The organism is Metabacillus sp. FJAT-52054, from assembly GCF_037201815.1.
In the GTDB taxonomy this organism is placed as follows: domain Bacteria; phylum Bacillota; class Bacilli; order Bacillales; family Bacillaceae; genus Metabacillus_B; species Metabacillus_B sediminis.
The window spans coordinates 2,629,246-2,642,473 of sequence record NZ_CP147407.1; the positions used below are offsets into that span (position 1 = coordinate 2,629,246).

At 43.4% G+C, this 13,228-nt stretch carries 12 protein-coding genes; all 12 read right to left on the reverse strand.

Annotated features, from left to right (window positions below; genetic code table 11):
- Positions 1-10: 10 nt before the first annotated feature.
- The 12 genes from WCV65_RS13785 to hemW all read right to left on the reverse strand — a co-directional run bounded on the left by WCV65_RS13785 (position 11) and on the right by hemW (position 13,191).
- Positions 11-1,234 (reverse strand): nodulation protein NfeD, encoded by a 1,224-nt coding sequence (locus tag WCV65_RS13785; RefSeq protein WP_338777205.1) that lies wholly within the window; start codon positions 1,232-1,234, stop codon positions 11-13.
- A gap of 235 nt (positions 1,235-1,469) precedes the next feature.
- A complete protein-coding gene (locus WCV65_RS13790; RefSeq protein WP_035405146.1) occupies positions 1,470-1,916 on the reverse strand; it encodes a GatB/YqeY domain-containing protein in 447 nt (148 codons plus the stop codon).
- 15 nt (positions 1,917-1,931) lie between these two features.
- Positions 1,932-2,105 (reverse strand): 30S ribosomal protein S21, encoded by a 174-nt coding sequence (rpsU, locus tag WCV65_RS13795; RefSeq protein ID WP_009791389.1) that lies wholly within the window; start codon positions 2,103-2,105, stop codon positions 1,932-1,934.
- A gap of 339 nt (positions 2,106-2,444) precedes the next feature.
- Entirely contained in the window at positions 2,445-3,116 is a 672-nt protein-coding gene (deoC, locus tag WCV65_RS13800; protein WP_035405147.1) for a deoxyribose-phosphate aldolase, read from the reverse strand.
- Between the two features lie 184 nt (positions 3,117-3,300).
- The gene (gene mtaB / locus WCV65_RS13805; RefSeq protein ID WP_035405148.1) at positions 3,301-4,653 is read right to left on the reverse strand and encodes a tRNA (N(6)-L-threonylcarbamoyladenosine(37)-C(2))-methylthiotransferase MtaB; all 1,353 of its coding nucleotides are present in this window, start codon (positions 4,651-4,653) and stop codon (positions 3,301-3,303) included.
- Between the two features lie 6 nt (positions 4,654-4,659).
- Positions 4,660-5,415, reverse strand: coding sequence for a 16S rRNA (uracil(1498)-N(3))-methyltransferase (locus WCV65_RS13810; protein ID WP_338777215.1), 756 nt, complete (start codon positions 5,413-5,415; stop codon positions 4,660-4,662).
- A gap of 74 nt (positions 5,416-5,489) precedes the next feature.
- Entirely contained in the window at positions 5,490-6,443 is a 954-nt protein-coding gene (gene prmA / locus WCV65_RS13815; RefSeq protein WP_338777217.1) for a 50S ribosomal protein L11 methyltransferase, read from the reverse strand.
- A 22-nt stretch (positions 6,444-6,465) separates the two neighbouring features.
- Positions 6,466-7,599 (reverse strand): molecular chaperone DnaJ, encoded by a 1,134-nt coding sequence (gene dnaJ / locus WCV65_RS13820; RefSeq protein ID WP_338777219.1) that lies wholly within the window; start codon positions 7,597-7,599, stop codon positions 6,466-6,468.
- Positions 7,600-8,178: 579 nt separating this feature from the next.
- Positions 8,179-10,005 carry a molecular chaperone DnaK gene (dnaK, locus tag WCV65_RS13825; protein WP_338777221.1) on the reverse strand — a complete coding sequence of 609 codons (1,827 nt, stop codon included), beginning with the start codon at positions 10,003-10,005 and terminating at the stop codon, positions 8,179-8,181.
- A 27-nt stretch (positions 10,006-10,032) separates the two neighbouring features.
- Positions 10,033-10,620 carry a nucleotide exchange factor GrpE gene (gene grpE, locus WCV65_RS13830; protein WP_338777223.1) on the reverse strand — a complete coding sequence of 196 codons (588 nt, stop codon included), beginning with the start codon at positions 10,618-10,620 and terminating at the stop codon, positions 10,033-10,035.
- Positions 10,621-10,806: 186 nt separating this feature from the next.
- Complete coding sequence (gene hrcA, locus WCV65_RS13835; RefSeq protein WP_035405155.1) at positions 10,807-11,838, reverse strand: heat-inducible transcriptional repressor HrcA; 1,032 nt, start codon at positions 11,836-11,838, stop codon at positions 10,807-10,809.
- Positions 11,839-12,048: 210 nt separating this feature from the next.
- Positions 12,049-13,191: a radical SAM family heme chaperone HemW gene (gene hemW, locus WCV65_RS13840; protein ID WP_338777227.1), complete on the reverse strand. Its 1,143-nt coding sequence runs from the start codon at positions 13,189-13,191 to the stop codon at positions 12,049-12,051.
- Between the last annotated feature and the right edge of the window lie 37 nt (positions 13,192-13,228).

Sequence of the window (13,228 nt, forward strand, 5' to 3'; positions counted from 1 at the left end):
CCAGTCAAAGTTAAGACTCTATTTCTCTTACGACAACACGTATTCCTTCTGTTTTAACAACCTTTACTCGTCTTCCTTTTTCGGTAAATGTTCCTTCTGATACGGCATCTACCCGCTCTCCGTCAATTTCTACAGTACCTGTAGGACGAAGTGCAGTTAGACATATACCGGTTTTACCTATTAGCTCCACCCGGGAACGATTAGAGATATAGCCGCTTTTCGTATCCACAGCATCATTTAAAATAAATTTTTTAAAAAATTTCATTTTTTTACCAAACACCTTTGTAAGTAGGATGGAAGCAATGATACAAACTGCAGCTGCTATTCCAATTGAGACACCCATCCAGACTGGATTATCCGCTGAAATGATCAAACTGTAGCCAATAGCAGCCGCCCCTGCAAGGCCAATAATTCCCCCTGGCAAAAAGAGCTCTGCAATCAGCAGGATAATCCCTATTATAAAGAAAAGTACAGCATCCAGTCCGGCCAGGCCTGCAGCCAAGTGTCCAAAGAAAAATAAAAAGAGAGCTGATAATCCAAGAAAACCGAATACTCCAAATCCCGGAGTATACAATTCAAGAAGCAGTCCTAAAAAGGCAATGGTCAGAAGTATGGGAATAATCGCAGGATTTGTCAAAAATCGTGCTGCATGGTCTGCAAAGCTCATATTAGCTGTTTCCACATGGGCTTTGGAAAGATTCAGTGCTGCGAAAACTTCATCCAGCGAATCTGCCTCCCCTTCTGCATAATTTACTTCCAGAGCTTGATTACCGGTCAGAGTAAGCAGTTTGCCCTTTCCGGCATTGTATTTGGGAAGATCAATGGATGAATCCGCCATAGCAAGAGCATATACCGGATCCCGCCCGCTGCTCTCGGCTGTTTCTTTCAGCTCTGCAAGCCAAAAGGACTGTGTCTTTTTATCAGCATCTCCTCCATTTCCTTTTATAACGGCAGCGGCACCCATTTTTGATTGCTTGCGAATGTAAATGGAGTCTGTACTTAATGCGATATAAGCACCAGCTGAAAGAGCTCTCGTATTAATATAGGATGCAGTGGGAATTTTTGTTTTTCTGAGCTGCTCTGAAATGTTCATTGCAGCTTGCAGTGATCCTCCAGGCGTGTTTATATCCAGCACAATCTGACTTACACGTTCTTTTTCCGCACGGTGAATACTTCGTTCAATGAACGCGGCGAGAACGGAATCCACCTCGTTTTCAACCGGAATTATCAGCACTTTTTGATTTTCTGAGCCTACTGCTGAATTTTTCGGACCAGGCACCATACAAATTGTTAACAAGATAATTAAAACGCTTGCATATTTCGTCAGGCTGATTGGTCATCCCCCCTTTCAGTTCCCCTCAATGGATATACGTATTAAAATTGGAAAAGATTCAGGTTTATTGGAAAAATACAAGAAAATCCAAATAACTAAAAACACCTCGCCGAATGGCAAGGTGTTTTGCTAATTATTATGATAGCTGCTGCTGTACGAGCTTATTGACAAGGGAACCATCTGCTTTGCCTTTTACTTTAGGCATAATCGCAGCCATTACCTTGCCCATATCAGCTTTGGAAGATGCGCCAGTTTCTTCAATCGCATGATTGATGATGGCCAGCAATTCTTCATCTGAAAGCTGTTCAGGCATGTACTCATTGACGATCACAATTTCAGCTTGAAGTTTATCTACCAAATCAGAACGATCAGCGTTTTTGAATTCCTGGAGGGAGTCCTTACGTTGTTTAAGTTCGCGAGAGAGGATGGTTAATTCCTCTTCTTCAGACAACTCGGATTTGTTAAGCTTGATCGCTTCATTTTGCATGGAAGCCTTGACCATTCGTATAACAGTGAGTCTGTCTTTGTCTTTATTTCTCATCGCTTGCTTCATGTCCTGATTTAAACGATCAAGAAGACTCATGCAATACACCCTCTTTTAGAATTTGCGCTTTCTAGCCGCCTCTGATTTCTTTTTGCGTTTTACGCTAGGTTTTTCATAAAATTCACGCTTTCTTGCTTCTTGCAACGTGCCTGTTTTTGAAACGGAACGTTTAAAGCGGCGAAGAGCATCTTCAAGCGATTCATTTTTCTTAACTACTGTTTTAGACATGCTATTTCCCTCCCTCCGAATACACCAATCGACGAATGCTTCAAAGTTGTCATGCTTATTTTAAACATGTACTTTGCCATTATAATATAATAGGAGGAAATGGTCAACCAAAATTCGCTTTAAAGCTTGAGTTATCGCTTTTTAATTAGCTTTGTTAAACTTGGCTGTTGATTGCAGTTAGCAGGCGTTCGCTTATCCTTGGGCGGGCGGTGAGCCTCCTCGCCGCTTCGCGCCTGCGGGGTCTCACCTGTCCCGCTGCTCTTAGCACGGAGTCTCGCGCCTTCCACTCCAATCAACAAGGGCTTAAAATCAACACCAGGCTTTAACAGAGCCTTTTAATTAATAATCAGACTGAGAGCTTCCTCCACTGACAATGCTGATCCCGGCGCTTGCTCCAATTCGGGTTGCCCCTGCCTCAATCATAAGGTCTGCTCCAGCACGGTCACGCACTCCGCCAGATGCTTTAACTCCCAGATCAGGACCTACTGTTTTTCTCATCAGACGGATGTCTTCAACCGTTGCTCCTCCTGTGGAGAAACCAGTAGAGGTTTTGACAAAGTCGGCACCGGCTTTAACGGAAAGCTCGCAAGCAAGTGTTTTTTCTTCATCTGTTAAAAGACATGTTTCAATGATTACTTTTGTTAAGGCTTTACCTTTAGCTGCTTCTGTTACCGCACGGATATCCTTTTCTACCAGTTCTGCATCTCCATCTTTGAGAGCACCGATATTAATAACCATATCTACTTCTGCCGCACCCTTTTCAATCGCATCCTTCGTTTCGAATGCTTTTGTTTCAGGTGTGGAAGCTCCTAGAGGAAAACCGATAACGGTACATACTTTGACATCTGTACCTTCTAAAAGACGGGCGCATGTTTCAACCCATGTTGGATTTACACAGACAGAAGCGAATTGATATTCTTTTGCTTCCTCACAAAGTTTTTCAATCTGAGCCTTTGTTGTGTCCGGTTTTAGTGCTGTGTGATCTATCATTTTTGCCATATTTTCAGTCATATTTTAAACCCCTCTCAACTAGTTGTCTGACTTCCTACCTCCTCTATTATACATAGACAGGACGCTGAAGTCATTACCTTAAAATCAAAGCGCTTTGCAAGGCATCGGGCTTTGAAATTGCGAGCAGATGCCCTTACAGATTGCCTAAAAAAAAGAAATCCGAAAACCGGATTTCCTGCATCTTTTAAGAGCTTAGGCGAATGGTATCCTTTGGCTCTTCCACAACTCTGACGAATTGGCCTTCACTATAAGGATAACCAGCCTTTTCGATTTTTACGCGGACAATTTGCCCAACCATTTCTTCTGAAGCCTGAAAAACAACTTTTAAATAGTTATCGGTATAACCCACATATAAGCCGCTTCCAGGTGCATCTTTGTACTCTTCTTCAGGAATCACCTCTAAAACTTCTCCTTCGTAAGATGACGCATATTCTTTCGCAAGCTGATCGGATAATTCAATTAGACGGTGAACCCGCTCATTTTTCACTTCTTCATCCACTTGATCTTCCATTCTTGCCGCTGGAGTGCCTGTCCGCTTCGAATAAGGGAATACATGCAGTTCTGAGAATTTATGCTCATTAATAAAATTGTATGTTTCCATGAATTCTTCTTCTGTTTCACCAGGGAATCCAACAATGACATCGGAAGTGACTGCTAATCCAGGAAGTGCCTTTTTCAGCCGGACAAGTCTTTCTGCAAAAAATTCCATCGTATATTTTCTTCTCATTCTTTTCAGAACGGTATTTGAAGCAGATTGAATAGGAATATGCAAATGGCGGACGATTTTATCTGATTGATCCAATACCTCAATAACTTCATCGGTAATTTGACTTGCTTCAATCGAAGAAATCCGGATTCTTTTCAGACCCTCTACCCGCTCATCCAGTGCACGCAAAAGGGCAGCAAAATTGTAATCCTTCATGTCTTCCCCATAACCGCCGGTATGAATTCCAGTCAAAACAATTTCCTTGTAGCCTGAATCCACAAGCTGCTGAGCTTGTTTAATCACTTCTTCAGGATCTCTGGAGCGCATTAGTCCCCGGGCCCATGGAATGATGCAAAACGTGCAAAAGTTGTTGCAGCCTTCCTGGATTTTTAATGAAGCTCTTGTGCGATCGGTAAATGCCGGTACATCGAGTTCTTCATAGGTTCTTGCTTTCATAATATTGCTTACACCATTAATCGGCTGTCTTTCTTCGCGATACTGGGAAATGTAATCAAGCATTTTCACCCGATCCTGTGTACCGACAACGATGTCCACACCAGGGATGGCCATAATTTCTGCCGGTGATGTCTGAGCATAGCACCCTGTAACACAAATAACACCGTCTGGATTTTTTCGAATCGCCCGGCGAATGACCTGGCGGCTCTTTTTATCCCCTGTATTTGTAACCGTGCATGTATTAATGACATAAACGTCTGCTGAACTTTCAAATTCTTTCCTCTCATAGCCAGCTTCTTTAAAAAGCTGCCAAATGGCTTCGGTTTCATAATGGTTCACTTTACAGCCTAATGTATGAAACGCAACGGATGCCATATATCTTCACCTCATCAATTCAAAATGGTAGGAAACCGCTGCAAGTGCATAGAGCGGAGCGGTTTCAGTCCTTAAAATCCTCGGTCCAAAGCCTGCTGTTATGAAGCCCTGCTCCTGAAGAAAGTCAATTTCTTCAAGCGTAAATCCGCCTTCAGGTCCTGTTGCAACAAGCAGTGACTGCCCCGCGGACAGCTGTTCAAGAGCTTTTGAGAAACTGCTCTTTTCCCCTTTTTTTGCTGATTCTTCATATGCTGCAATTTTCACATCATACTCTTTTGATATCTGAACAAGTTCTTTTAGAGAAACCGGATTTTTTACGGATGGAATACGATTTCGATAGGACTGTTCGGCTGCTTCCTTTGCTATCTTCTGCCAGCGTTCGGCTTTCTTCTTGGATTTTTTGTCATCCAATTTTACTACAGAACGAGCCGCATTAAAAGGGATAAACATCCGAGCACCGAGCTCTGTCCCTTTCTGGATAATTAAATCCAGTTTATCCCCTTTAGGCAGCCCGCATGCAATTGTAACGTGTACCGGCAGTTCTTTATTCTCTGTCACCCATTCTGACACATGGCAATCTGCATCATGTTGACCCGGTTCTGCCAGAGTGCATAATGCTTCCTCTCCATCCGAAGTCACCCAGATGATCGAATCTCCCTCTCTCATCCGCATAACCTTGATCATATGATGAAAATCGTCGCCTGCCGCTTTTATAGAGGATCCAATTTCACTTCTTGGTGTATCGATAAAATAACGCTGCATCATAATCCCTCCACCCGCAGGTACTGAAAATTGAAAGGGGCGACTAAAAGAGCCGGCCCCGTTAACTGTAAAAATCAGATGGCACTTTGTTCGCTTTTTCTTGCTATAAAAGCAACCCAGTCTTCCATGACAACCGTTTCCGAAATCTCAAACCCCGCCTTAATAAGCGCGTCTCTCACATCATTTTTCTTATTAAGAATGATGCCGGAAGTAATGAACCATCCGCCCTCTTTTACGAGGTTGTAAGCTTCATCTGTAAACTTCAAGATAACCTCGGCCAATATATTCGCTACGATGACATCTGCTTGTTCGGAAATTCCGGAAAGCAAGTCGTTTTGAAAAACTTCAACCTTTCCATTCACTTTGTTAAGGACTGTATTTTGCCTAGCACTTTCAACTGCCACTGGATCTAAATCCATCGCACGAACAGCTTCAGCGCCCAACAATGCAGAAGCGATACTGAGTACACCTGAGCCAGTTCCAATATCAATTACCTTGTCACCTTTTTTGACCGTACGCTCTAAGGCCTGAATGCATAGAACGGTTGTCGGATGCGTACCCGTTCCAAAAGCCATACCAGGATCAAGTTCAATAATGAGTTCATCGGAATGAACAGGCTCATACTCTTCCCAGGTAGGAACGATGGTGAATTTTTCTGATATTTTTACAGGGTGGTAATATTTTTTCCATGCAGTAGCCCAGTCTTCTTCGTTCACTTCGTTCGTCTTGAGCTGCTTTGATCCCAGATTAATCCCATACTGAGATAATCCCTCAATAGAGTTTGTAATTCCTTCAACCGTTTCGGCTAAAAAGCTGTTCATTGGCAGATAGGCCTTAATGATGACCCCCTCAGCAGGGTAGTCAAGAGGATCGAGATGGTAGATTTCTCCATACACACTTTCTCTTTCCTTTAGCAGGTCCATTTGATCTTCGATTACGACACCGCTCGCTCCAGCTTCGTGTAGTATGTTAGAGATTGGTTCTACTGCTTCTTGTGTTGTATGGATACTGATTTCTGACCATTTCATCCTCTGCCAACTCCTTCATATATTAATCGCCTTTAATTGCTCGTTTTACTTTATCGAAGAAACTTTCTTCATTCTCATCAGGCAGGTTGCCGGTTATTTCAGCAAATTCTCTAATCAGTTCTTTTTGCTTTTCAGTGAGGTTTGTAGGTGTAACAACCCGCACAACAATATGCTGGTCCCCTTGTCCGTATCCTCTGACGTTCGGTATTCCTTTTCCTTTCAGACGGAATTTAGTACCAGCTTGTGTTCCAGCAGGAACCTTCAGCTTCACTTTCCCCTGAAGAGTTGGAACTTCAATTTCATCCCCTAATGCTGCTTGGGCAAACGTTAGAGGCATTTCACAATATACATCGTCTCCATCACGCTCAAAGAAATCATGCTCCTGTATTTGGAATACGACATATAAATCTCCTGCCGGCCCGCCATTGATTCCCGGTTCGCCTTGCCCTGAAACGCGAAGCTGCTGCCCGTCATCCACGCCTGCCGGAATGTTTACTTTGATTTTTCTGCGTTTCTTCACTGTTCCATTGCCGCCGCATGTGGAGCATTTATGCTTAATCATTTTTCCAGTACCACTGCAATAATGACAGACTCTGCGGTTAACGATACGGCCAAATGGTGTATTCTGCTCAACATTCAGCTGACCTGAACCTCCGCAGTGTGAACAGGTTTCCGGAGATGTTCCGGGTTTAGCACCTGAGCCGTGACAAGTATCACACGCTTCATCTCTAGGAATTTCAATTTCCTTTTCCAATCCAAATGCCGCTTCTTCAAACTTCAATGACATGGTGTATTGCAGATCAGCTCCCTGACGCGGGGCATTCGGATCTCTTCTCCGGCCTCCGCCTCCGCCAAAAATAGAACTGAAAATATCATCAAAGCCAAATCCGCCGCCAAAGTCTCCGCCTTGTCCGCCGAATCCGCCAAATCCCTGATTCGGATCCGTATGGCCGAATTGATCATAATGGCCGCGCTTCTGATCATCGCTTAAGATTTCATATGCTTCTTTTATCTCTTTAAATTTTTGATCGGCATCTGCCTCTTTATTAATGTCCGGATGGTATTGTTTCGAAAGCTTACGGTAGGCGCGCTTGACCTCCTCTTTCGAAGCATCCTTGCCGACGCCAAGTACATCATAGTAGTCTCGCTTACTCATAATCCTCTCACTCCCGAATTCTCACATAAAGTAAATTGTATCATTTTAAAGCACATTGTAGCAATAAAGAAAAGCGGAGGCGGCTCGTTCAGGCCCGACAGACGGTGGAGCTGGAACTGACAAAGTCGCTTTTTGACTTTGACAGGGCCAGCGAAGCGTCCGAGGGACTAGCCGCCGCAGCTAGACAATAAAGAAAAGCGGAGGCGGCTTGTTCATGCCAGAATGTAAGTTCTGCTAAAGGCGCGACGTCCTGTCGCAACGCTGAACGAGCCTTCATCCTGAAGGCCCTCGACCGAGAAAGCGAAATGACCCTGCGGCACAGCGCCCGCAGCTAGACAATAAAGAAAAGCGGAGGCGGCTTGTTCAGGCCAGAATAGAAGTTCTGCTAAAGGCGCGGCGTCCTGTCACAGCGCAGAGCTGACCTGCGTCGTGCAGACCTCCAACAGACCGTTTTTTGATGTCCGCCCATTCCTTGTTTTTGCATCTTATTAAAGTACCGCTTTTTCCGTTCTTTTCTGTTCGTAAAAAAAGTCAAAGTCAAGGCAAGCCTGACTTTGACTTTTCTGGGTCGAAAACAGTTTATTTTTTATCGTTGTCGTCAACTTCCTCAAAATCTGCGTCCACTACATTGTCATCTTGCTTAGCGGAACCGCCGTCTTGAGCTTGCTGCTGTTTAGCTGCTTCTTCATAAAGCTTCATTGACAGCTGCTGAACGATTTCTTGAAGCTCATCTTTTTTCGCTTTGATTTCTTCAATCTCGTTTTTCTCAATCGCTGCTTTGAGCGCATCTTTCGCATCGTTAGCTTTTTTCACTTCTGCTTCGTCCACTTTGCCTTCAAGGTCTTTCAGTGTTTTTTCAGTAGTGAAAACAAGCTGATCCGCTTCATTGCGCACTTCTACTTCTTCTTTGCGTTTTTTGTCCGCATCGGCATTTTCTTCCGCTTCTTTAACCATGCGGTCGATTTCATCATCGCTTAAACCAGTAGAAGATTTGATTGTAATTGTTTGTTCTTTGTTTGTACCAAGATCCTTCGCACGAACGTTTACGATACCGTTTTTATCAATATCGAAGCTCACTTCGATTTGAGGTACACCTCTTGGTGCCGGCGGGATATCCGTAAGCTGGAAGCGGCCAAGTGTTTTGTTGTCTGCTGACATCGGGCGCTCACCTTGAAGCACATGGATGTCAACTGCTGTTTGGCTGTCTGCCGCCGTTGAGAAGGTTTGTGATTTGCTTGTTGGAATTGTCGTATTGCGGTCAATAAGCTTTGTGAATACACCGCCCATTGTTTCAATTCCCAGAGATAGAGGTGTTACATCAAGAAGAACGACATCCTTAACGTCTCCTGTGATCACACCGCCTTGAATGGAAGCGCCAAGTGCTACTACTTCATCCGGATTAACACCTTTATGCGGCTCTTTGCCAGTTTCTTTTTTGATTGCATCCTGTACAGCAGGAATTCGTGTAGAACCCCCAACAAGGATTACTTTATCAAGTTCGTCTCTTGAGATACCAGCATCCTGAAGTGCCTGGCGCACAGGAGCCATCGTACGTTCTACAAGATCTGAAGAAAGTTCTTCAAATTTCGCTCTTGAAAGGTTAAGTTCCAAGTGAAGAGGTCCAGCTTCACCAGCAGTGATAAACGGAAGAGAAATCTGAGTGGAAGATACACCAGATAAATCTTTCTTCGCTTTTTCCGCTGCATCTTTCAAACGCTGAAGCGCCATTTTATCTTTAGAAAGATCAATACCATTTTCTTTTTTAAATTCAGCTACTAAGTGATCGATAATTACTTGGTCAAAATCGTCTCCTCCAAGGCGGTTATCACCTGCAGTCGAGCGTACTTCGAACACACCGTCTCCCAGTTCAAGAACAGATACATCAAATGTACCGCCGCCAAGATCATAAACAAGGATCGTTTGATCTTCATCCTGTTTATCAAGTCCGTAAGCAAGTGCTGCAGCAGTCGGTTCATTGATAATACGTTCAACTTCAAGACCCGCAATTCGGCCGGCATCCTTTGTAGCCTGACGTTCTGCATCGTTGAAATAAGCAGGAACTGTAATAACAGCTTTTGTAACCGGCTCGCCAAGATAGCTTTCAGCATAGGACTTTAAGTGCTGAAGAATGACAGCTGAAATTTCCTGAGGTGTAAAGTTTTTGCCTTCTGCTTCTACTTTGTAATCTGTTCCCATATGGCGCTTAACAGACATGATCGTGTTAGGGTTTGTAATAGCCTGGCGCTTTGCCACTTCCCCTACTTGACGTTCTCCATTTTTGAAGGATACAACGGATGGTGTTGTACGGTTGCCCTCTGGATTAGGGATTACTTTTGGTTCTCCGCCTTCGAGAACAGCCACACAAGAGTTTGTTGTACCTAAGTCAATCCCGATAATTTTGCTCATAATGCTACCTCCTCAAGTTATGTACGCTTATTGACTTACTTTTACCATGGACGGTCGAATAACCCGGTCTTTCAATTTATAGCCCTTTTGAAACTCTTCAATGACCGTATTTGGTTCAAATCCCTCTTCTTCACCCTGCATAACAGCCTGATGCAAATGAGGATCGAATGTTTTTCCTACAGTCTCGATTTCCTCTACACCTTCACTTTTCAGAGCTTGGACGAGCTGACGGTGAACCATTTCCATTCCTTGAAGAATAGATTTAGTTTGTTCATCAGAAGCTTCTACCTTAAGAGCTCTATCAAAGTTATCCAATGCCGGAAGAATTTCAGAAATCAGATTTTGCGCGCGGTATTTTTGGGCGGATTCAGCATCCATTCTTGCTCTGCGCTTATAGTTCTCAAAATCTGCCTGTACGCGGAGCAGCTTGCTTTCAGATTCCTCAACTTGTGATTCAAGGGAAGCAATCTTCTCTCTCGCTTCGCTTAGCTCGTCCGTTTCAGGCTCAGCTTCTGCTGTTTCTTCCTGAGAAAGAATCTCCTCTTCTGAAAGAGCGGATTTTTCTTCTGCTTCTTTTGCTAAATCACGTTCATTTAGATCTTTTTCATTTTCCACAATCTTTCACCTCCCTTAAATGCATGAGAAAGGGGATGGGTTTTGCCAGTCCCCATCCTTCTTTTTTCAGGCCGATTTCGCAAATTCTGATGTCAGGAAACTGCATAGGGTGCGGATAGAATAAACGGCCTGCACATAAGCAGCATACGTTTAATAAAAAGCTGAGTTAAAAAAGCAAACTCATCTTCAGCTGTAATACTGATCGGACATGGCTTTTGAAAGTCCGCCTGCAACTTTTTGGAGCAAACTGACAACTCTTGAATATTCCATCCTGGTAGGACCCAGTATGGCAATTGTCCCGATTTTCTTTTCATCAATTGAATAATCAGCAGTAATCAGACTGCAGTATTCCATCGCAGTAATCTGATTCTCTTTCCCAATTGAAATAGATAGTCCGGAATCTTTGCTGCTCAGTAATTTATAAAACAGCCGTTCCTCATCAATCATCCTTAAAAGAGTTTTCACCTTTTCAAGGTCACTGAATTCCGGCTGATTCAGCATATTGGTTTTTCCGCCGAAAAACAGCTTTTCCTGGTGATTCTTCGGCAGCAGACTGTCCTCAAAGCTTTGAAGGAACATTCCATAATTCTCAATATGCGTTTTTAATAGACTGGCTACTTCCTTGTACATTTTATCCTTAAGTTCAGAAAGTGAAACCCCTGATAGTCGTTCATTAAGGATATTGACGACTTTTTCCAAATCGCCTGGACGTATGCCTTCAGGAAGGGAAATCGGTCTGCTTTCAACATGTCCCGTATTCGTCACCATTATAGCAACCGCAGCATTTTCGCTGATTGGGATGATTTGCAAGTGTTTAAGCTGATTTTCATTCACTTTTGGCCCAAGCACAATGGTCGTGTAGCTGGTCATATCAGAAAGAATCTGAGCAGACTTCTGGACCATTTTCTCCAGTTCAAAGATCTTTTCCTCAAAAAGAGATTTGATCATTCGAACCTCATTGCTTGCCAGTCTTTTAGGAGACAGCAGATGATCAACGTAATACCTGTAGCCTTTCTCTGAAGGTATACGTCCTGAAGAAGTGTGCGGTTTTTCAATAAAGCCCAATTCTTCGAGATCTGCCATTTCATTCCGAATGGTAGCTGAGCTAAAAGATATCTCTTCTTTCTTGGACAGGGTTCTGGAACCGACAGGCTGAGCTGACTGGATGAAGTCATCAACAATTACCTGCAAAATCAGCAATTGACGATTAGTTAGCATCTGTCATCACCTCTGTTAGCACTCGTAGTCGCTGAGTGCTAATACTATTTACAAATTATCAAAACAGAAAAGAAAAGTCAATTCAAAAGTCTTCTTTTTTTATGGTTTAGCTCTGTTACACTTGACTGTTGATTTCTTCAGAAGGCGTTCCCTTTCCGCTCCAATAAACAGGTCTTTTTAAAACAGCACATGGCTTTACCATGCCTGCGGTTAAGAAAGCCCTATAAATGACTGGAACACCTCATTGCCGAGAAGCCTGCCCTGAACGGAAAGAAAGATGCTTGACTCATCTTCTTCAAGGAGTCCTTTTTGCTTTTGCTCGTTTATTGGGCTTTTAAAAACATCCGTCAGTTCCTGACCGAATTTTTGTTTAAATACTTGCTTGCTGACACCTGCAGTTTTACGAAGACCGAGGAATAGCTCTTCTTCCATTCGTTCAGCTTCCGTTACTTTATGCCTTGTCGTAATAGGGGAACCCGACTCATCAATCAATGCCATGTACTTCTTCAAAGGACCGGCATTTACTTCCCTCATCCCATTTACGTACCCGTGAGCTCCTGCGCCAAAACCAAAATATTCTTCATTATTCCAGTATGTCAGGTTGTGCAGGCTTTCCATAAAGGGCAGGGAAAAGTTGCTGATTTCATATTGATTAAAGCCGGCTTGCTCCATTCTGGACATTAAAAGCTCATACATGCGAGCTTCTTCTTCCTGAGGGGGCAGAGGAAGCCTGCCTTTTTGCACAAGATTATAAAATACGGTTTTTGGTTCAATAATCAGCGAATAGGCGGAAAAATGCTGAACATCAAGAGCCAATGCCAAATCCAGCGTTCGTTCAAAATCTTCTGCAGTCTGTCCTGGAAGACCAAACATCAAATCAATGCTCAAATTATCAAATCCGGCTTTTTTCGCATCCTCGACTGTTCTAAGCACGTCGTTCTTACGGTGCACTCTGCCAATTTTCTCGAGCAGACGGTCTTCAAAACTCTGGACCCCTATACTGAACCGATTGACTCCAAAGCTTTTAAGAAGTCTCATTTTCTCGTAGGAGAGATCCCCCGGGTTTGCCTCAACCGTAAACTCAATGTTCTTATTTGAAGGAAGAAGGTGACGGCTGATTGTAGTCATAAGCTGTGTAAGCTGTGCCTCATTCAACGCTGTCGGAGTTCCTCCGCCGATAAAAATGGTATCAAGCTCCTGTTTATCGTGTGTTTGCATTACCCGGACAATTTCCGTTTGCAAATAGTCAAGATACAATTCCACCGGCTGGTTTTGGATGAAGATCTTATTAAAATCGCAGTAATGGCAGATGTATTCACAGAATGGGATATGGACATAGGCTGCTTTCACCATGATGGACTCTCCTTTTTTAATGGAAGATGCCGCAGAA

Bases quoted from the DNA above. Each gene is read 5' to 3' on its own strand.
- rpsU (WP_009791389.1), bottom strand. From the start codon at position 2,105: ATGTCTAAAACAGTAGTTAAGAAAAATGAATCGCTTGAAGATGCTCTT.
- deoC (WP_035405147.1), bottom strand. From the start codon at position 3,116: ATGACTGAAAATATGGCAAAAATGATAGATCACACAGCACTAAAACCG.
- hrcA (WP_035405155.1), bottom strand. From the start codon at position 11,838: ATGCTAACTAATCGTCAATTGCTGATTTTGCAGGTAATTGTTGATGAC.
- WCV65_RS13790 (WP_035405146.1), bottom strand. From the start codon at position 1,916: ATGAGTCTTCTTGATCGTTTAAATCAGGACATGAAGCAAGCGATGAGA.
- WCV65_RS13810 (WP_338777215.1), bottom strand. From the start codon at position 5,415: ATGCAGCGTTATTTTATCGATACACCAAGAAGTGAAATTGGATCCTCT.
- mtaB (WP_035405148.1), bottom strand. From the start codon at position 4,653: ATGGCATCCGTTGCGTTTCATACATTAGGCTGTAAAGTGAACCATTAT.
- prmA (WP_338777217.1), bottom strand. From the start codon at position 6,443: ATGAAATGGTCAGAAATCAGTATCCATACAACACAAGAAGCAGTAGAA.
- hemW (WP_338777227.1), bottom strand. From the start codon at position 13,191: ATGGTGAAAGCAGCCTATGTCCATATCCCATTCTGTGAATACATCTGC.
- dnaK (WP_338777221.1), bottom strand. From the start codon at position 10,005: ATGAGCAAAATTATCGGGATTGACTTAGGTACAACAAACTCTTGTGTG.
- dnaJ (WP_338777219.1), bottom strand. From the start codon at position 7,599: ATGAGTAAGCGAGACTACTATGATGTACTTGGCGTCGGCAAGGATGCT.